We start from the raw sequence: 18835 nt of genomic DNA on the forward strand, positions 1-18835 counted from the left end.
CACCGTGGATCTCGCCGATAGCTGCCAGCTAACTTCGCTCACGGGGGTAGCCGAGTTGGTTGGCGGTCTGTCGGCCTGGACCGGCTCTCGGGGGAAGGGCCGGTCGAGGCCGGGCGGGACATCTCGTCCCGGCTCGGCAGGAAAACACGGGGGAACAACGGGGGCACAAGGGGGCCGCGAAAAAACCCGCCCGGTCTGACGGGGGACAGACCGGGCGGGAGCTCTCAACGGGGGTGACGTCACCCCGCTTTGCCGAGTTTACGGTAGGCGGATGCGACCTTCGTGAGCCAGTCGATCTCGGCCATGAAGTTGTCCGTATCGCGGTCCTCGAAGTCGCCGGCGTCCTTGTTGTCATCGGGGATGGTGCCGGTGCGCTTGGCGTGCAGGGCCTGCCTGATCTGGGCCGCTTCGGCCCACGCCTGCCGGGACTCGTCGCTCGCTCCACGGTCCGCACCGGCGGACCCGTTGGCCGTACGGTCGGTATAGGGCCGCAGATCCCGCCAGCCGTCGCGTATCTCGACGACGCGGCGGTGCAAACGGTAGTTGAGGTCGGAGACCGAGGCTCCCGGCGGCTCCAGGACGATGTCCGGGGACGATTCGTAAAGGTCCCGCCAGAGCGGGTAGAGGGCCCGGTACGAACGGTAACTGCGCACCCACCACAGCAGTTTGCCGGCCGACGGCCCCCAGGAGGAGATCGTCAGGCTGAGCGAGAGGGTGGCGATGCCCGCCGCGCTGAAGACGTTGGCGGCGAGCTGCCAGACGCCGATGTCGATCCCGCACGCGGCGGTGACGATGTTGACCGTCCTGGCCAGGCAGTAGAAGAAGAGAATCACCGCGGCGACGGAGAGCAACTGCAGGGCGTGCCGCAGCTCGGCCTTCTCGGTCATCCGGGCGTAGGGGCCGCACTGGCGGAAGATGGTGACGCACGGAACCGCCTGGGACACGATGAAGACCAGGAGGTAGGTGAGGACCAGCGGCTGGCCGCTGCCGCTGTTGAAGTCGGAAGCCGGCCGGCCGGGGCCGCCGGCGATCAGGAAGAGGGCGATCAGCAGCGCGTTGAGGGCGATACCGGTGATCGCCCAGTAGCGGGCCCTGCGTGCCGCCTCCTCGGCGGCGGTCGCCCAGCGCAACAGGATGATCTGCGCGCTGACACAGAAGGCGACCGCCGATACGTGCATCACGAGGATGGCGAGGTTGCCGACGCCCAGGAAACGTTCGTTCCCCATGGCGACGGCGCCCATCGTGAAGGTGAGGCACTGCAGCAGCAGAGTGATCACCAGGGTGCGGTAGGCATGGTCGTGCCGGCTGCGCCGCACTTGGCTCAGCCGGTAGACGAGCGCGGCGTACGACGAGAGCGCCGCGATGACGAAGCAGACGGTTCTGGTGGTGTTCACGGCCTGATTCCCCGCCGGTGCCGGGCACCCGGCGAACGGTCTAGTCGGTGTTTTCGCCCAAGGGAACCACGAGCCCGATCCCCTCGGCCGCCACGGCGATGGCGCGGTCGAAGAACGCCGACTGGTCCCGGACACTGTCGTGGGTACGGCTGAAGACCTGGAACACCAGGAGCCCGATCAGATTGCTCCACAGCACGATGCCGCGTTCGATGATGTCCGAGAACGGCGCCCCGGGCGTCCCGCCGAAGACCTCCACCGCCGTCGGCAGGAGCACCGACGGCTCGGGCAGCGGCCGCCGGGGCGGGGTGAGCTCACCGGCCTCCAGGGCCGACCGGATGATGCCGCCCAGCACCTCGGGGGTGCGCGAGGCGGGCGGTACCGTCTCCGGTGGCGCGTGGTACCCCGGCACCGGCGAACCGTAGATCAGCGTGAATTCGGCCGGGTTGGCGAAGGACCAGGCCCGCAGCGCACGCGTCACCGCGAGCAGCCGCGCGCCCGCCGACGCCCGCGCGTCCCGGGCGGCCTGATCGGCCTGCTCCATCGCCGCGCCGGAGGTGTTGTAGGCGTCAATGACCAACGCGGTCAGCAGGTCGTCCCGATGCGGGAAGACGGCTGCCACGTCCTTGACGGCAAGACCACTGTCGGCGGCCACGGCATCCAGGGACAGCCCGCCGGCGCCCAGTTCCGCCAGCAGTCGGCGCGCGGTGGCTTTGACGGCCTCCGGCAGCCCGGTGTTCGCATCGCCCGCGCTCGTTACGGAAACATCCATGGCCGAACCGTACCTGCCGGCCACAACGATGATCGGCCCGGCCGCCCCGCGGCCCCCGGCCGACACTGAGATCCGGCCACGCCCCGGACAACAGGAACCGGAGCAGCAGCCAACTACGACCTGCGCCCCGGTACATGGGGCGCCCCACCCCGATCGGGCACACAAGGGCCACGCAACGCCTGGCACGGTCCGGACAAGAGAGAAGCCCCAGATCATTGACCTGGGGCTTGACCATGGAGCGGGTGATGGGAATCGAACCCGCGCTCTGAGCTTGGGAATCACTGATCGTTTACGGGCGATATGGCCGCTGACCAGCAGAAAGAGCGGCTGGCACTCCTCGTGCCGACCTGCCCAGACACCGCCGGTGACCGCTGTTCCCTGCCCCGACTGGTGCGCTTCTGGTGCGCCTGTCGGCTCGACAGCCCGGGCGCATACTGACGCGGAATGGTCGGCGCGGCCTTCCGGCACCGCCAGTCTCACTGGGCGTCATACCGTAAGCGGTCACCTGTTGCCGAAGTAGCGGCTGAGCAGCCACCGGAAGGGCGGGTAACTCTGGGTAGCGCTCGCAGACACCGCAGATGAGTTGATCTACGTACTAGGCTCGGTGAAGAGTGTGCGTCTGAGCACGCGTACTGCCCTCGATTCTGCCGTCGCGCAAGTTGGGCCTGAGCCGCTCTGACTCTCTCTTCCTCTTGAGCGGATCTTGAGCGAAGCGCTGCCTATGGTGCTGTGATGGTGCAGTGTGACTGGCTACCGCTACGCTTCCACTAGGCCATGCGAGAGCAGGGGGTAGCCCATGGCAGAGATCGTGACGTCGGCCTTCAGCCTTCTCGGCAAGGCGGCTGCGGCGCCAATCAAGGATGCAGCGCTTCGACGCCCTCAGGTAATTGCCACGCTGAAGAAATTGCGTCTAGACCCAAAGCAGCCTCCCAGGGACTTTCACAGTCTCTACGCCTATACGCTTGTCGAATCGCTTTACGGGCGTCCGGATTCTCTGCTGAGAGTATTCAAGGACGAATACATTCAGCAATCGTTCTATCGATCATTCGCCGATGATGACTGGTCGCGACTAGAACGTGAAATATCGGTTGCCGTCGAACGCAACCGAGAAACCGGCGAGTTTGGGCATCTTCCGTATGACTTGATGGGTGAGGTGTCGACTTTTATTTCCGACTTTCATCGCCTGGTTAGTCGCAGCAGGATGGCCTACGAAACGAGGCTAGAGAATAAGATAAACAACGTTTCGGAAATGCTCGATCAAGTCCTGAAAACGCGACACGAAGAAGAGGAGCATCGGCAGGCTGAGGACCCGGAGCGAGCGGATTCGAGTCCGGCCGAGCGTCTCAAGGATGACGCACGGGATTGGTTCCTTGCGGTGGGTTATCGAGTTCGTAAAGAATGGAGGACAGAGCACTCCGGCGTCGCTCTCCTTGTAGAGATCCCTCAGCGTAGGCGCGGGAAATTCGACGTGATCGTAGCATTGTGCGTCGATGGGGAGTTGGCTCCCTATCATTTGGAAACGCTGCAGGTGCTAATCGATGAGGAAGAGGCTGCGGAAGGGTGGGGGATCGCTCAGCTTAGAGTCAGTCAAGCTGCCCGCAGGAAAGCCAATCAATCTAATGGTGATATCTACTGCTACTCGTTCGACGAACTTATTGACCTTGAGGCAGACTTCGAGCCATACATCGACTGGCTCGAACAGGAAGTTCGTGATCGTCATATCGATACGCGTTTTGTTCCGCTTTCATGCCGAAAGGAGGAAATTGACCCGAGGACCGAAAAAGCATTCGAGACGAGCGCGTATGAGTGGCGCGATGGCGGTCTAGATAATTATGTAGATGCCTGGCTCGCCGATCCTGCCAAGAAGCATCTTTCCATCCTTGGGGAGTTTGGGATGGGGAAATCTTGGTTCGCCTTACACCTTGCTGGCAGATTGGCCGCAGGGTGGAAGGATGCGAAAACTCGGGGAGTGGCGCGCCCTCGAATTCCATTGGTTATTCCATTGAGGGATTACGCTAAGCAGACTTCAGTCGCCGCCCTGCTTTCCGAGTTCTTTTTCCATAAGCATCGAATCGAAATTCGGAATTATGACGTATTTCGTATTTTGAACCAGATGGGAAGGTTTCTTCTCATTTTCGATGGCTTTGACGAGATGGCATCTCGAACCGACCGCAACACGATGGTCTCTAATTTTTGGGAATTGGCGAAGGTCGTAGAACCTGGCGCCAAGGTCCTACTGAGCAGTCGCACTGAGTACTTCCCTGAGGCTAAAGAGGCCAGAGACCTTTTCGGTGCTCGCGTTACCTCTGCCGCCACAGCGGTTCCGTCGGAGGGTCCCACTTTTGAGATAGTGGAGCTCGTACCTTTCGACGATGAGCAGATTCGGCTCATGCTTGGTCACCTTCTAACGCCTGAGAAGCTCGAAGTCGCGATGGAAAACGAAGGCGTTCGGGACCTCATGCGTCGTCCCGTGATGTCGGAGCTGGTGATTGATGCCCTTCCCGAGATCGAGCGGGGTGCGGTCATTAACCTGGCGCGCATCTATTTGTATGCGATCAAACGGAAAATGGACAGGGACGTCTCCTCCGAGCGTACTTTCACCTCTCGTGCGGATAAGCTGTTCTTCCTCTGCGAGGTGGCATGGGAGATGATTCGCACCAATCAACTAAGCCTCAACTACAAGGAGTTTCCTGAAAGGCTCCGTTCCTGTTTCGGTCCTGCGGTCCAGAATTCTAAAGATCTCGACTACTGGGAACAGGACATGCGAAATCAAAGCATGCTTGTTAGAAACTCGCGGGGCGACTATGGTCCGTCACACAAATCGCTACTTGAGTTCCTCATTGCCTTCAGGTTCGCCGCCGAGCTTGGTCTGCTCGAAGGCGACTTCCTTCGGCTCATTCCTGGCGCTGAAAAGACCGACGGCGAGTCCTATTCATGGTCTCGCTACTTTGCATCGCGCAGCGAGGATCTCAGACTGCCTAACCTCTCGGGATTCGAAGCAGAGGATGCCGAGAGACTAGCCGAGAATTTTGGCTCCGCTGAATATAACCCGGTTGTGTTTGACTTCCTCGCCACCATGATTAAGGAATCGAGTGACTATCAAGAGATATTGATTCGGCACATCCGCAGCACTGCCTCTCTGGCGGACCCTCGAAGCCTGGGTGGAAACTGCGCAAACTTGCTCGCACAGGCCGGTGGATCTCTTGCCGGCGCTGACCTCAGCGGGGCTGACTTGAAGGGGCTCGGCTACACCGGCGACTCGCATGTTGACATCTCGCTTGAAGGGGCGAATCTTTCCGGAGCGGACCTGAATCGTGCAAATATCGCCTATCTCAATAAGCGTAGAGCTAATTTTCGGGAAGCTCGTTTGCGGGGCAGTGGGTTGCTGCAAAGTAGGGTGTCAGCGCAGCAGGTCGTGGCTCACGATAATGGCGCAATTACGGCACATCTTTCGGCTCAGCGGGGGAAGCGCCCATGGATGCGTGAAGATCATAGAGCGCTGCACTGGCCCTCTGGAGATATTCGACAGGAACCCGTAGTGGTGCACCTTACTCCGGACAGCGCTGGCCTCTGGACTGAAATGTGTGGCGTCTTCAACTGGACGGATGACACATGGGGTTACTCAGACGTTCGTGGATCCGTAATTGTGTCGTCGGCCACCGGTGAAGTAATCAAACAGATCACTGAAATCTGCATCGACAGTATTAGATGGGGTGATGAGCGAGCGTTTTTGGTGACGGACGGATCTAAGGGAGAGCTCCACTGGAAAATAGTCGACCACAATTCGAAGAAGCTTGCATCCGTTCGTGATGACTTCCCGGATCTTGGGAAAGGTATACGTGTTCGTGGGATGGTCGCAACTTCGCAAGGGGTCAATATGTGGGCCTCAAGCGAAAGTGAAACTTGGATCTATGAAATGACCTCGGAAACGGATGGTTTCCGGGAGGTTATGCGACTGCCGGTGGGTACGAGCCACGCGGTGGAGGGGGTCCCTCCCATGGACCTGATGGCCGATGACGAAAATGTGTATCTCCGAGATACTGAATCAAGATGTGTCGTCTCTTCTAGGCGTGCGGCCGGGGATGCACTTGAAGAAATGTCTTCGGCGCATTTCGTAAGCCTTTCTCCGGATAACCGCTACTTGGTAGTTGGTGGAGCGACGAAGCTCGCTGTGTGGGAAATCGAGTCGGAGGGGTGGCGTAAATTGTGGGCGCGCCCTCTCAGCTCTGCGGTCAGCACCCCGCCGGCTATAATGGCTGATGGTTCCCAGATGATGATAGCTCTCGACTCTGGGGAGTTTGCTGTCTGGAAAGTCCGAGACGGGCAGCGGCTGGCTGTCATTACTTTCAACCCTCACCTTGATGGGGCATGCTTCTCGAGGAACGGCGACCTGGAAGAGTGCGAACAAGAATCGATCGCCCTGTCCGGTGGAGTATTCGACGCATGATTAGCGATTGCCGGTTGGTTGACTGAGGTCGGTGGAGCGGCTTTGGGCTGGAGCTGCTTTGGGGCGAGTGATCATGGCCCCGTAAACTTGCGGCGCGTCGGGCAGTCTGTGGACCTGCCCGGTAAAGCACGACGTTGGAGCCATGATCGTAGAGGCTCGCCCCAAAGTGGCTGCCTAAAGCCGTGGAGCCGACCGCCCCAGCTACGACGTACCCCTTTCTCTGGCGTCAGGTGGCTGCATGCTGTGCGCGCGGCACGGGCGCTGGCCGGGCTGGAGCGGGGCGGAGACAGGAGCGCAGGCCCGGCCACCGGCAGACCGGCGAGGTGGCCAAGGACGCCGTGAGCGGCGAGGCGCTGATGAAGATCGGCGTCGTCTACATCGACGAGGGCGAGTCCTCGCTCATCCACGTCACCGTGCCGGAGAGCGGCGTGACGGAGGGCCTGACCCTGGGCTCGCCCGTCGCGCTCCCCGGACTGATCGCCCGCCCGTGGGCGTCGGTCTTCAACGGCCAGCAGCGGCACGGCATCGCCTACCGCGCGGCTGCCGTCACCGTGGGCGCCATGCCGGCCGCGACGGATGCGGCGGCCTGACGTGTCCGACCTGTCGACGCTTCTGGAGCTGGGCGGCCCCCTCGTCGCACTCGGTGGCGGGGCCGCCTGGGCCCGCTCCCAGCGCCCGGACATCTACTGGTCCACGGTGGGCCTCCCGATGTCCGCCGGACGCCTGCTGACCTGGTACGGGTCGGCCATGGAGGCGTGCGGACTGACGGTCGCGCCGTCTCGTCTTCGGGCGCTGGCGGTCCGGGTCACCACACGGCGGGAAGTACGCCCGGTACCTCCGCGCCGGGGCCTCATCCGCCCCACCTCGACAGGTATGCGGCTGCGTCTTCGCCTCGCTCCCGGCCAGGAACCGGCAGACGTCGCGGCCTCTGCGGAACGACTTCGCCACGCCTGGGGCGTGCACGGCGTGTACGTGACCCCGGTCAAGCCCGGTGTGGTCGATCTGCGGCTGGTCGGCTTCGACGTCCTGAGCAAGGTCCGTATGCCGAAGACCGCCGGTGCTGACCTGCTGCGTATACCGGTCGCGCTTCGGGAGGAAGCCACCGCTTTCGTACGCGACTACCTGGCCATCCCGCACCAACTCACCCTCGGAGCAACGCTCTCCGGCAAGTCCATGTACCTGCGGAACCTGATCAAGGGCCTCGCCCACCAGCCGGTGGCCCTGGTCGGCATCGACTGCAAACGCGGCGTGGAACTGGCGCCCTTCGCCCCGCGACTGTCGGCCCTGGCCACGAACCCGGACGAGGCCGCCGAGCTGCTGCCCACGCTGGTCAAAGAAATGGAGAACCGCTATGACCTGATAAAGGCCCGGCAAGGCATCACGCCGGGCACCCCGGACGAGGAGATCACCTCCGACATCTGGGGCCTGCCCGAGCACGAACGCTCCGTACCGATCGTGCTGTTCGTCGACGAGGTGGCCGAACTCTTCCTCACCGCGACGCGTAAGGACGAAGAACGGCGGGACGAGATGGTCACCCAGCTCATCCGCCTCGCCCAGCTCGGCCGCGCCGCTGGCATCTACCTGGAGGTCTGCGGCCAGCGCTTCGGAGCCGAACTAGGCAAGGGCGCCACCATGCTCCGGGCCCAGCTGTCCGGCCGCGTCTGCCACCGCGTCAACGACGAAGCCTCGGCAAAGATGGCCCTCGGCGACATCGCCCCGGAAGCTGTCGACGCCGCCTGCACCATCGCCCCCGAACGCCCCGGCCTTGCCGTCGCCGGGGACACCTCCGGCGGCTGGTCCCGCATCCGTACGCCGTACCTGTCGCTCACCGACGCGGCAGCCGTCTGCCGGGACTCCGCGCACCTCGTCCCGGACGTGCCCGCCCTCGACCGCTTCCGCCCGGCTGCCCGCCCGGCGCCGGCTGCTCCTGACTCGCCGCTGATCAAGCCGCGACCCGTCACCGACTGACCCCACACCCCATCCGGTCGGCGCGACCTCAACCGTGCCAGGTCCCTACCCCCGCCATGCCCAAAACCCGAGCCGTACGAAAGGAGTCCCGCGATGCGCCGCTACGTGGCCCGGCTCGACGCCGTACTGATCCAAGCGGTGATCGCCGGAGCGCTGTCCTTCTCCCACCTGCACGACCTGGCCGCAGCCGCCGGACAACAGGGCTGGAAAGCCTGGGCGTACCCGATCTCGGTCGACCTTCTCCTGGTCGCGGCCTGGCGTCGCCTGCGCTCGGGCCACGGCACGGCACCCGGCTGGTGCTGGTCCCTGACGGCGCTCGTCGCCTCGCTCGGCGCCAACATCGCCACCGCCGGACTCCTCGACCTGACCGACGTACCGGCCTGGCTCCGCATCCTCGTCGCCGGATGGCCCGCCGTGGCCTTCCTCGGCGGGACGCTCCTTGCCCACGCCCCGAAGCCGGACGGTGAGGAGGAGGAAGCCCAGGAGATCGTCAGCCTCGCTGACTCTGAGGCCCAGCCTCCGACAGCCCACCTCGGCTCTCCGTCGGAACCGCTGCCATCCGAGCCCGTGGCCCCGGAGCTAGAGCCAGTAGCCGCCCCGGCCCCAGCCCCCGCTCCTCAGCCGGTCGCTGCGCCTTCGTCGTCCCCGGTCCCTGCCGCCCTGGTCGACCACGCCCGCAAGGTCGCCGCCACGCACCGAGACCGCACCGGCGAACCCATCGACACCGACACCCTGCGCGCCCGGCTCGGCGTCCCGCCGGCCCTCGCCCAGCAGATCGCGACTCAACTCATCTGACCCCACAACAACGGAGGACCCGCCATGTTCGGCAACCGGAAGTTCCGCCGCGTCACCCGCACCGGCCCCGTCCAAGTCGGCACCGCCTATGACAACCGCGGCCGAGAGAAGCACACCGCCGCCTGCACGGCCCCGCGCTGCGGCTTCTCCGCCGAGTACGACTCCCGTTCTGCTGCCGAGCTGGCCGCCCGTACGCACCGCTGCCCCGCCCACTGACAGGAGTACTCCACCGTGACCGTCTCGCTGCCGCTCGTCCTGGTCCTCGGCGTCATCGCCTGGGCCGCAGTGAAGTTCCTCGGCGTCCGCATCTGGGTCGTCGTCGTGATCGCCCTCTTCGGCTTCTACCTCAGCCAGACGTTCCTGGCCCCCGCGATCGACTCCGGGACGCGTACCGGAGTCGGGGTCATCAACGACACCTCGCGCTGATCGGCCTGCCGGGGCGGCCTCGATACCGCCAAGCATCCACCGCCCCGGCAGGCGCGGCCTCTCCTGACCTTCAGCCGAAAGGACACTCCCATTCCTACCGGACACGCCCCGCCTCCGCTGGCAGCCCTGGGCGCGCTCGCCTCTACGGGCCGCTTGCCCGCCCTCGCCCGCCAGCTCAGCACGCTCGGCGGCTGCACCCGCCCCATCCGCCTGGAAGGCCACCGCACCGAACACGCCCTCAACCCGAAGACCGGCGAGATCGGCGCCGTCCTGCACCGTCTGGGCTCCACCGACCTTCCGACCGGGCAGCTGCTGACCCGCTGCAACAACCGCCGCACCACCCGCTGCGCGGCCTGCGCCGAGGTCTACCGCCGTGACACCTACCAACTCATCACCGCCCGCCTGCGCGGCGGCAAGGGCAACCCGGAGACCGTCACCTCCCATCCCCGCGTCTTCGCCACGTTCACAGCCCCCGGCTTCGGCCCAGTCCACAACCGCCCCACCAGCCGCGGCATCGTGCGCAAGTGCCGCTGCGGCGTCGTGCACGACCAGGAGGACGAGGCTCTGGGCACGCCCCTGGACCCGGCAACGTACGACTACGCAGCGGCGGTGCTGTGGAACGCGCACGCCGGGATGCTCTGGCGCCGCTTCTCCATCTACCTGCGCCGCGAGATCGCCAAGCGCGCTGGTCTCACGCAGCGCGAGTTCCCCAACGTCGCTCGGGTCTCCTTCGCCAAAGTCGCCGAGTACCAGAAGCGCGGCGCGGTCCACTTCCACGCGGTGATCCGCATCGACGGTCCCTTCGGCGGCCACAGTGCGCCCCCGGCCTGGGCCACGGTCGAGCTGCTGACCGACGCCATCGAAGCCGCTGCCGCCAGGGCCGAGGTGAGCGGTCCCGTCGTCGACGGACGGGAGCACAGCTTCGTCTTCGGCCGCCAGCTCGACATCCGTCCCATCCGCTCGTCCGCCTTCGACGGCTCTTCCGAGCTGACCGAGCGGGCCGTGGCGGGCTACATCGCCAAGTACGCCACCAAGGGCGCCGAGACCGCCACCGGCACCCTGGACCGCCCGCTGCGCTTCCTCGCCGAGCTGTCCTGGGCCCGGATCAGTGACCACGCCGAGCGCATGATCCGCACAGCTTGGGCGCTCGGTGCCCGCAAAGACCTGGCGGATCTGAGGCTGCGGGCCTGGGCGCACATGCTCGGCTTCCGCGGCCACTTCTCCACCAAGACCCGCCACTACTCCACCACCCTCGGTGCCCTCCGCACCGCCCGCGCCGAATGCCGCCGCCTCCAGGCCCTCGCCGCCCTCCCCGAAGACCAGCGCCCCGCTGGCCACGACCAGGAGGACGAGGAGCCGACCACGTACGTCCTCGCCCACTGGGTCTTCGCCGGCACCGGCCTGGCCCCCGGCGAGGAATGGCTATCCGCCTCACTCGAACCCGCCCTCGGAACGGAAGGAGAACCCACCCGATGAATCGGCCGACGACTGAGCGACTTCTCACCATCCCCGAGGTGGCTGAGCGGCTGGGGACGGCCGAGCGTTTCCCGCGTCGCCTCATCGCCGAGGGGCGCGTGACGTACATCAAGGTCGGTCGGCACGTCCGCATCCCGGAAAGTGCTCTGGCCGACTTCATCGAGGCGAACACCATTCAGCCCGTACGGCGTCGTCGGGCCCGGTACGGAAGGGTGGCGGCCTGATGGGGAACAGCAAGGGCACGCGTCGGCGGTTCGGTGCTGTACGGCAGTACCGCTCCGGTCGCTGGACCGCGAGTTACCGCGGCCCTGACGGAGAAGAGTTCCGGTCACCGCAGCCGTTCGAGACCAAGCGGGACGCCGAGATCTGGCTCTCTCAGATCGAAGCCGACCTGACGCGTGAGAACTGGCAGGACCCGGACGCGGGTGCGGTGAACTTCGAGAGGTACGCGCTCCAATGGGTCGCTGAACGCGGTCTCGCCGCTACGACGGATGAGCTGTACCGGCGGCTGCTCCGGTTGCACATCCTGCCGACCTTCGGGGACCGGGACCTGGATGAGATCACCGCGCCCCGTGTCCGCACTTGGCGGACCGAGCGCCTGGCGACCACCGAGGCGCCGACGACTATCGCCAAGGCATACCGGCTGCTCAAGGCGATCATGGAGACTGCCGTCGACGACGAGCTGATCCGCCGGAACCCCTCCCGGATCAAGGGGGCGGGCAAGGAGTCGTCCGCCGAACGTCAGATCGCCACCGTCGCCCAGGTGGACGCGCTCGCCGACGCGGTCGGGCCCCGGTGGCGGCTGATGGTGTTCCTCGGTGCGTACGGGCCCATGCGGCCGGAGGAACAGGCGGAGCTCCGGCGCAAGGACGTGGACCTGGAGGCGATGACCATTCGTGTCCGTATGGCCGCGCCCGAGCTGACCATGGGCAAGCGGGCTCTCGGCGACACCAAGTCCGAGGCGGGTAAGCGGATCGTCGTCCTGCCGGCCTTCCTCCATATCGATCTGCGGCGACACCTGGACTGGTACTCGGAGAAGGACAAGGGAGCGGAAGGACTGCTCTTTGTGGGGGAGAAGGGGAAGCCGTTCCGGCGATCCACCTTCGGCCGGAAATGGCGCAAGGCGCGGGAGCGGGTCGGGATGCCGGAGGGATTTCGGTTCTACGACCTTCGTCACACCGGACACACTCTGGCGACGCGCTCCGGGGCGACGTTGAAGGGCACGATGGTGCGGGCCGGGCAGTCCTCGGAGCGAGCCGTGCTGACCTATCAGCACTCGGATGTCGAGCGTCAGCAAGAGATCGCCGGCGGGCTGGATGATCTGGTGCGAGCCGAGCGCCGGAAGGGCGCCAAGCCCCATGCCGACCAGGCCGCCGACGGTCCTTCTGGTGCGGATCTGGTGCGCGACGCCTAGCCCGGTCTAGACAACAAACAAGGCCCAGGTCTCCGACCTGGGCCTTAACTCTGGAGCGGGTGACGGGAATCGAACCCGCGCTCTGAGCTTGGGAAGCTCATGTTCTACCATTAAACTACACCCGCTTGACACGCGCCCGTGGTGAGGGCGGTGCAGCTTCGCACACTCTACCCCATTGCAGGCCCCCGGTGCAGTTGACCGTGGGGTCCGGTCGTGTGTGGGGGGTGGGTTGCGGTGTGGGGTGCGGGAGTTGAGGCGTACGGTGGGGGCGCGGAGTGCCGCGTGTGGTGGCGCCCAGTTCATCCCCTAATGTGGCTTTTGTTGTCCACGCGTTTGGGAGAAGGACTTGATGGAGCGCACCGTCGTACGTTGTGCCGAAGGGCACGTGTTCAGCACCGCTTCGTTTCCCATGCAGACCACGGACCGGCTCGGCCCCGGCCGGCTGCTGCGGTGTCCGCGCTGTGCGCGGCTGCGGCATTCGGTGCCGGTGGGGGGCGAGAAGCGCTGAGGCGCCGTAGTCGCCGGTGAGTCGCTGAGGACCGGCCGGACCGGCCGGGCGGTGGAGAGGCGAAGCGGACGGCAGCCGGTGGGCCGGCTGTGAGAGTTCCGGGCGAGGGCCCGGTCCCGGAGGCGGGGCCGGGCCCTCGCCATATCAGAGGGGGACGGCGGGGCGGCGCTGTGCGGAGCGGGCCGGTCCGGGCGCGTATCCTCGATGCGTGCTTCTCTCAGACAAGGACATCCGGACCGAGATCGACGCGGGCCGGGTCCGCATCGATCCCTACGACGAGTCGATGGTGCAGCCGTCGAGTATCGATGTGCGCCTCGACCGGTACTTCCGGGTGTTCGAGAATCACCGGTACCCGCACATCGACCCCGCGGTGGAGCAGCACGACCTGACGCGCGAGGTGGTGCCGGAGGGGGACGAGGCGTTCATCCTGCACCCCGGTGAGTTCGTGCTCGCCTCGACGTACGAGGTCATCACGCTGCCCGACGACATCGCGTCGCGGCTGGAGGGCAAGAGTTCGCTGGGGCGGCTCGGGCTGCTGACGCACTCGACGGCCGGGTTCATCGACCCTGGTTTCAGTGGGCATGTCACGCTGGAGCTGAGCAATGTCGCGACGCTGCCGATCAAGCTGTGGCCCGGTATGAAGATCGGGCAGCTGTGCATGTTCCGGCTGTCGTCGGCCGCCGAGCATCCGTACGGCTCCGAGAAGTACGGCTCGCGGTATCAGGGCCAGCGGGGGCCGACGCCCTCGCGGTCGTACAAGAATTTTCATCGGACACAGGTCTGAGGGTGCGAGAGATCCAGTGAGTGGTGTGCGGGAGAACCTGACGTACGAGCGCTTCGGTGGCGCGATTCGCGAGCTGGCGCAGACGATCGCCGACGACGGGTACGAGCCCGACATCGTGCTGTCGATCGCGCGCGGCGGCGTCTTCGTGGCGGGCGGTCTGGCGTACGCGCTGGACTGCAAGAACATCCACCTGGTGAACGTGGAGTTCTACACGGGCGTCGGTACGACCCTGGAGATGCCGGTCATGCTGGCGCCGGTGCCGAACGCGATCGACTTCTCGGACAAGAAGGTGCTGATCGCGGACGACGTGGCGGACACCGGCAAGACGCTGAAGCTGGTGCACGACTTCTGCCTGGGTACGGTGGCCGAGGTCCGCAGCGCGGTGATCTACGAGAAGTCGCACTCGCTGGTGAAGTGCGAGTACGTGTGGAAGCGCACGGACGAGTGGATCAACTTCCCGTGGAGCGTCGAGCCGCCGGTGGTGCGGCGCGAGGGCCAGATCCTGGACGCCTGAAAGCCCTGCCTTCCCGGCCCCGTCGGACCCACCGAGTTCTCGGTGGGTCCTTCGTGTTTACGGGGCGGAAGGTGAATTCGGGCCAATCCCGTTCCGGGTGTTCCACCGGTGACTACCTCCGAGTAGAAACCGGCGGTAACAGCAGACCGGAGGGGAGGCCCAAGGTGCGTGCGAGAGCAGGGCGGCTGGTGGCCGCCGCGGCGGCGATGGCGGTGGGGTTCGGCGGAGCGGGCGTCGCGGGGGTGGGCGCCGGTACGGCGGTGGCCGCCCAGGCCGGTCCGGCGGCCGTCAAGCCGCTGCCGCCCGAGCTGGAGAAGATCCGGGCGGCCGAGGCCGTCAAGCTGTACGGGGACGCGGCCGAGCGGCCGGTCGGGCAGCGGAAGACCTCGTTGATCTCGCTGGGGGACAGCGAGATAGCGGGGGAGGGCGTCGGTACGTACGAGCCGGGGACGAACGGGCCGGACAACTGGTGCCACCGTTCGCCCGAGGCCGCCATCCACCGCACCGGGATACCGGCGGAGGTGACGTACAACGTCGCGTGCTCCGGCGCGGCCACCGCCAACATCAACATCGGCGGGACCAAGCAGTACGCCGACGAGCTGGTGCAGAGCGACAACCTGGCGATCAAGGCCCGCAACACCCGGCTGAAGATGGTGCTGCTGGTGGCGGGCGCCAACGACGACCTGCAGTTCGGGCCGGTGATGACGGACTGCGTCACCCGCTGGTTCACCTTGCAGGGCACCTGCGAGCCGAAGTACGCGCCGGGGTGGCAGGGCCGCGTCGACGCGCTGGTGCCCAAGGTCGAGCGGAGCGTGCGCGACCTGCGGACCGTGATGCGCGACGCGGGGTACGCGGACGGCGACTACAAGCTGGTCGTGATGGGCTACCCGAGCCCCATCGGGCCGGACATCGAGGACAACCCGAACTTCCCGGGCAAGCTGCCGGGCGGGTGCACCGGCTACACCTCCGACTCGGCCTGGGGCCGCAACGCCGCCGTACCGGCCTTCGAGAAGGGCATGCGGAAGGTCGCCGCGGACACCGGCGCGACCTACCTCGACAACTCGCGGCTCTTCCACGGCCACGAGGTGTGCATGGAGGACACCTGGGCCCGCGGCCTGTATGTGGACATCACCAACCCGTTCCCGCCGGACTCCAATTCCGTACGGCAGTCCTTCCACCCGAACGCGCGCGGCCACGGCGCCTTCGCCTCCTGCCTGACGCAGCTGTACGCGTCCGACCGGCGCGAGGCGTCCTGCACCGACCCGGCGAGCACCGGGCAGCCGAAGCTGTACCCGCTGGCCTGGGACGACGTGTACCGGCCGGTGAAGAACGCGGGCACCGGCAACTGTGTGGACGCCAAGGGCGCGAGCAGCAGTAACGGTACGGCGGTCATCGGCTGGGACTGCAACGGACAGCGCAACCAGGACTGGTGGTACGACGCGGAGCGGCGCTCCGTGCACGCCGGGCTGACGCAGGACCGGTGCCTGGACGTGCCCGGCGCGAAGTACGAGGCCGGGGCCGGGCTGGTGCTCTGGAACTGCTCGGGCGCGGCCAACCAGCAGTTCGTGAAGGACGCCGCGAGCGGTTCGGTCCGGCCGGCCGCCGCGCCGGGGCTGTGCCTGACGCTGGGCTCGGCCAAGGACGCGGTACGGCTGCAGAAGTGCGACGGGTCGGCGGCGCAGCGGTTCGCGTGACCCGTCGTCCGTAGCCCGTCATCCGTATCCCGCTGATACGTGAAAGGCCCCGCTCCGGCCGGAGCGGGGCCTTCCACGGGCCGGACGAGCCGGCGTACGGCTAGAGCGTGCCCAGCTTGACCAGGGCCAGCAGCGCGACCAGCTGGATCGCGGAGGCGCCGAGCGCCTTGGGCCACGGGAGGTCGTGCGACTTGCTCACCATCGAGGTGAAGAGCGCGCCCGCGGCCAGCCAGGTCGCCCAGCCGACCACCTGCACCAGGGTGCTGTCGCCGCCCAGGAACATGGCGAAGAGCAGGCGCGGCGCGTCCGTGATCGACATGATCAGCATGGAGAGGCCGACGGTCGGCTGCCAGGCGCCGTCGCCGCCGAGCTGGCGGGCGAGGGTGTGGGTGACCGCGCCGAGGATCAGGCTGCCGACGACGAACATCACGGCGGTGATGAGCACCCACGGGATGCTGTTGGAGAGCGTGGCGTTCAGCACGTCCTCGCGGGCCTTGTCGAAGCCGAAGACCGCGAGCAGGCCGTAGACGAGCGTGACGATCAGGGCCGGGCCCCAGACCGGGTGGTCGCGCATCTGCCAGAAGGTCGGTCCCGGGCGGGTGACCAGGCCGGTCAGCAACTGCTTCCAGGGCAGCCGGGGGCCGGCCGGCGGGGCCGTGGCCTGGCCCGCGCGGTAGGTGCCGCCGTCGGCGTAGCCGTCGTCGCCGTACTGGCCGCCGTATCCGCCGTTGTCGTACCCGCCGTTCGCCGGGCCGCCGGCCTGCGGGCCGTACGCGTCCGGAGCCTCGCCGACGCTGAACTGCTGGGTGTGGCCCGGGGCGTTGTCGTTGGCGTACGGCGCGTAGGACTGCTGCTGCGGCTGGTAGCCGCCGTCACCGAAGTACTCGGGCTCGCCGTGCCGGTCGCCGCCGTACGGGCCTGCATGCGGGCCGCCGTACGGCTGCGGGGGCTGCGGCGGTCGGTGCGGTTGCTGCCACTGCTGCCCGTGCGGAGACGGGGGCTGCTGACCGTACGGCTGTCCCTGCTGACCGTACGGAGCCTGCTGCCCCTGCTGCTGCCCCTGTTGCGCGGACCGGGCGTCCCGTCCGCGACCCATCCTGAATCCAGCCACGTCATCGAACGTACCTGGTCTCGCAAGCCCGGGGGCCGGGCCCGGGGGCAGCGGCCCGCTTTGCTGCCGACCTGTGACATCCCCTAGGGGGCGGGGCACGCTTCCTCGAGGGGATGCGGAAAACGCCGCACTATCAGGGCCGTCCCCGGCTCCACCGGCCCATGAGGCATCGGATCATCGTCGTCCGACGCCTCACGGGCGGGAGGGTCCGGCAGCGGTTACGGGGGGATACCGGCCGGTACCCAGGGGCCGGCCCACCGGTGAATGCCGCCGTCGGCACTCACAGACGGACGTACGCATCGGCGATGCCGACCGGGCCCTGGCACCCAGACCGTAGCGGTACCGGAACGGCAGCATGATCCATTCTGCGCAGCCGGTATCCGGATCACGCTGCGTGTTCGTGGGCGGGGGCCGGATGCCTGTGCAGGGGGCCGCCGCCCCGTCAGGGCGCCTGCAGCGTCTGGGAAGGCGTCTCACCGAACCGCTCCCGGTAGCTGCGCGCGAAGCGCCCGAGGTGCACGAAGCCCCACCGGTACGCCACTTCGCCGACGCTCAGCTCGCCCGGCCCCGCCCGCCGCAGCTCGTCCCGTACGCGGTTCAGTCGTACGTCGCGCAGGTACGCCATCGGTGACATGCCGACGTGCCGGCGGAAGCCCTCCTGGAGCCAGCGCACGCTGACCCGTGCGACGGCGGCGAGTTCGGCGGTGTCGAAGGGGTGCTCAGGGCAGCTCTGGATGGCGTCCAGCGCGCGCTTGACGGGCGCCGGGCGGTACGAGGGGGCGGGCGGACGGCTCAGCTCCTCGCGGTACGGGTGGTCTGCTGCCAGCAACAGCCCGCCCAGCAGCGCTTCTTGCAGCGGGGCCGACACCAGCGGCTGGTGCAGCAGGCCGCCCGCGTCCTGGACGTCCCGTACGGCGGCCCGTACCAGCCGTGCCCAGCTGAGCCCCGGCCCCCGGGACACGTCGAAACCGGCGGCGAAGCGCACCGGCGCGCCGACGGACCTGCCGAGCATGTGCTCAAGGTGCCGCTCCAGGTCCGCCGTACGGATCTTCAGCGCCAGCAGCCGGCAGCCGGCCTGCCACCGGTCGATGGTGGTGGCGCCGTCCGGCTGGAACACCCCGGCCCGCTCCGGGGTCGCGGTCTCCGTCGCGCCCGTACCCTGCCGCCACTGGATGCTGCCGCTCAGCGGTACGTCGACGTGGTACGAGCCCAGCTCCCCGGACCGCAGCCGCAGATCGGTGCCGAATCCCACCTCACCGACGGTGACCGCGCCCAGCCGCACCACGTCGAGGTGCGCGCCCACGTCGTCGCTCGGGCGGAGCCGGTCGATGTGGGTGACGTAGAAGGCTTGGCCGAGCATCCACCGGGCCTCGTCGAGGTCGGCCGTCCGCAGGGACAGCACCGGGGGCGCCGAGGGGGACTCCGCCCCCGGCTCAGCAGACATGTTCAGTACGACCCTTTCCCCCGGGCTAGCAGGTTCCCCCGGGCAGACAGAACCGTCCGTCCGGCACTGCCCGCCTCAACTGCGCACTCGG

At 67.0% G+C, this 18835-nt stretch carries 16 protein-coding genes, 1 tRNA gene and 1 pseudogene; 13 read left to right on the forward strand and 5 right to left on the reverse strand.

Annotated elements, in window-relative coordinates; genetic code table 11:
• Positions 1-239 precede the first annotated feature (239 nt).
• On the reverse strand, positions 240-1394 hold the full coding sequence (locus tag CP984_RS20510; protein ID WP_003979958.1) for an MAB_1171c family putative transporter: 1155 nt from the start codon (positions 1392-1394) through the stop codon (positions 240-242).
• A gap of 40 nt (positions 1395-1434) precedes the next feature.
• The gene (locus tag CP984_RS20515) at positions 1435-2163 is read right to left on the reverse strand and encodes a TetR-like C-terminal domain-containing protein (protein WP_003979957.1); all 729 of its coding nucleotides are present in this window, start codon (positions 2161-2163) and stop codon (positions 1435-1437) included.
• Positions 2164-2959: 796 nt separating this feature from the next.
• Here CP984_RS20515 and CP984_RS20520 point away from each other — a divergent pair.
• From CP984_RS20520 to CP984_RS20560, 9 genes and pseudogenes are all read left to right on the forward strand, one after another.
• Entirely contained in the window at positions 2960-6610 is a 3651-nt protein-coding gene (locus CP984_RS20520; RefSeq protein WP_078575323.1) for an NACHT domain-containing protein, read from the forward strand.
• A gap of 308 nt (positions 6611-6918) precedes the next feature.
• Positions 6919-7200: pseudogene (locus CP984_RS20525) on the forward strand (SCO3933 family regulatory protein); the annotation flags it as partial.
• Between the two features lies 1 nt (position 7201).
• The gene (locus CP984_RS20530; RefSeq protein WP_003979953.1) at positions 7202-8578 is read left to right on the forward strand and encodes an FtsK/SpoIIIE domain-containing protein; all 1377 of its coding nucleotides are present in this window, start codon (positions 7202-7204) and stop codon (positions 8576-8578) included.
• A 93-nt stretch (positions 8579-8671) separates the two neighbouring features.
• Entirely contained in the window at positions 8672-9373 is a 702-nt protein-coding gene (locus CP984_RS20535; RefSeq protein WP_003979952.1) for a DUF2637 domain-containing protein, read from the forward strand.
• A 24-nt stretch (positions 9374-9397) separates the two neighbouring features.
• Positions 9398-9589, forward strand: coding sequence for a mobile element transfer protein (locus tag CP984_RS20540; RefSeq protein WP_003979950.1), 192 nt, complete (start codon positions 9398-9400; stop codon positions 9587-9589).
• A 15-nt stretch (positions 9590-9604) separates the two neighbouring features.
• Entirely contained in the window at positions 9605-9799 is a 195-nt protein-coding gene (locus CP984_RS20545) for a hypothetical protein (protein ID WP_003979949.1), read from the forward strand.
• Between the two features lie 153 nt (positions 9800-9952).
• A complete protein-coding gene (locus CP984_RS20550) occupies positions 9953-11275 on the forward strand; it encodes a replication initiator (protein ID WP_003979948.1) in 1323 nt (440 codons plus the stop codon).
• Positions 11272-11499: an excisionase family DNA-binding protein gene (locus CP984_RS20555; RefSeq protein WP_003979947.1), complete on the forward strand. Its 228-nt coding sequence runs from the start codon at positions 11272-11274 to the stop codon at positions 11497-11499. Before CP984_RS20550 ends, CP984_RS20555 begins: the two co-directional genes overlap by 4 nt.
• Positions 11499-12689, forward strand: coding sequence for a tyrosine-type recombinase/integrase (locus CP984_RS20560; protein WP_003979946.1), 1191 nt, complete (start codon positions 11499-11501; stop codon positions 12687-12689). The genes CP984_RS20555 and CP984_RS20560 overlap by 1 nt, the downstream gene beginning before the upstream one ends.
• Before the next feature lie 51 nt (positions 12690-12740).
• On the opposite strand, the gene CP984_RS20565 is transcribed toward CP984_RS20560, so the two are convergent.
• Positions 12741-12814: transfer RNA gene (locus CP984_RS20565), tRNA-Gly, on the reverse strand.
• Between the two features lie 224 nt (positions 12815-13038).
• Between CP984_RS20565 and CP984_RS41340 the strand changes: the two genes are divergently transcribed.
• The 4 genes from CP984_RS41340 to CP984_RS20580 all read left to right on the forward strand — a co-directional run bounded on the left by CP984_RS41340 (position 13039) and on the right by CP984_RS20580 (position 16189).
• On the forward strand, positions 13039-13197 hold the full coding sequence (locus CP984_RS41340; RefSeq protein WP_003979945.1) for a hypothetical protein: 159 nt from the start codon (positions 13039-13041) through the stop codon (positions 13195-13197).
• A 208-nt stretch (positions 13198-13405) separates the two neighbouring features.
• Positions 13406-13981 carry a dCTP deaminase gene (gene dcd / locus CP984_RS20570; RefSeq protein WP_003979944.1) on the forward strand — a complete coding sequence of 192 codons (576 nt, stop codon included), beginning with the start codon at positions 13406-13408 and terminating at the stop codon, positions 13979-13981.
• Positions 13982-13997: 16 nt separating this feature from the next.
• The gene (locus CP984_RS20575; protein WP_030180867.1) at positions 13998-14495 is read left to right on the forward strand and encodes a phosphoribosyltransferase; all 498 of its coding nucleotides are present in this window, start codon (positions 13998-14000) and stop codon (positions 14493-14495) included.
• A 206-nt stretch (positions 14496-14701) separates the two neighbouring features.
• Positions 14702-16189, forward strand: coding sequence for a ricin-type beta-trefoil lectin domain protein (locus tag CP984_RS20580; RefSeq protein WP_043977648.1), 1488 nt, complete (start codon positions 14702-14704; stop codon positions 16187-16189).
• A gap of 100 nt (positions 16190-16289) precedes the next feature.
• On the opposite strand, the gene CP984_RS20585 is transcribed toward CP984_RS20580, so the two are convergent.
• Both CP984_RS20585 and CP984_RS20590 read right to left on the reverse strand, forming a co-directional pair.
• Positions 16290-17285, reverse strand: coding sequence for a Yip1 family protein (locus tag CP984_RS20585; protein WP_003979941.1), 996 nt, complete (start codon positions 17283-17285; stop codon positions 16290-16292).
• A 457-nt stretch (positions 17286-17742) separates the two neighbouring features.
• Entirely contained in the window at positions 17743-18744 is a 1002-nt protein-coding gene (locus CP984_RS20590) for an AraC family transcriptional regulator (RefSeq protein ID WP_078575321.1), read from the reverse strand.
• Positions 18745-18835 lie beyond the last annotated feature (91 nt).

It is taken from the genome of Streptomyces rimosus (genome assembly GCF_008704655.1).
Taxonomy (GTDB): domain Bacteria; phylum Actinomycetota; class Actinomycetes; order Streptomycetales; family Streptomycetaceae; genus Streptomyces; species Streptomyces rimosus.

What these genes read in the sequence shown, in the direction of transcription:
- CP984_RS20515 (WP_003979957.1), bottom strand. Translation starts at nt 2,163, where the DNA reads ATGGATGTTTCCGTAACGAGCGCGGGCGATGCGAACACCGGGCTGCCG.
- CP984_RS20520 (WP_078575323.1), top strand. Translation starts at nt 2,960, where the DNA reads ATGGCAGAGATCGTGACGTCGGCCTTCAGCCTTCTCGGCAAGGCGGCT.
- CP984_RS20535 (WP_003979952.1), top strand. Translation starts at nt 8,672, where the DNA reads ATGCGCCGCTACGTGGCCCGGCTCGACGCCGTACTGATCCAAGCGGTG.
- CP984_RS20540 (WP_003979950.1), top strand. Translation starts at nt 9,398, where the DNA reads ATGTTCGGCAACCGGAAGTTCCGCCGCGTCACCCGCACCGGCCCCGTC.
- CP984_RS20555 (WP_003979947.1), top strand. Translation starts at nt 11,272, where the DNA reads ATGAATCGGCCGACGACTGAGCGACTTCTCACCATCCCCGAGGTGGCT.
- CP984_RS20560 (WP_003979946.1), top strand. Translation starts at nt 11,499, where the DNA reads ATGGGGAACAGCAAGGGCACGCGTCGGCGGTTCGGTGCTGTACGGCAG.
- CP984_RS41340 (WP_003979945.1), top strand. Translation starts at nt 13,039, where the DNA reads ATGGAGCGCACCGTCGTACGTTGTGCCGAAGGGCACGTGTTCAGCACC.
- CP984_RS20580 (WP_043977648.1), top strand. Translation starts at nt 14,702, where the DNA reads ATGGCGGTGGGGTTCGGCGGAGCGGGCGTCGCGGGGGTGGGCGCCGGT.
- CP984_RS20585 (WP_003979941.1), bottom strand. Translation starts at nt 17,285, where the DNA reads ATGGGTCGCGGACGGGACGCCCGGTCCGCGCAACAGGGGCAGCAGCAG.
- CP984_RS20590 (WP_078575321.1), bottom strand. Translation starts at nt 18,744, where the DNA reads ATGTCTGCTGAGCCGGGGGCGGAGTCCCCCTCGGCGCCCCCGGTGCTG.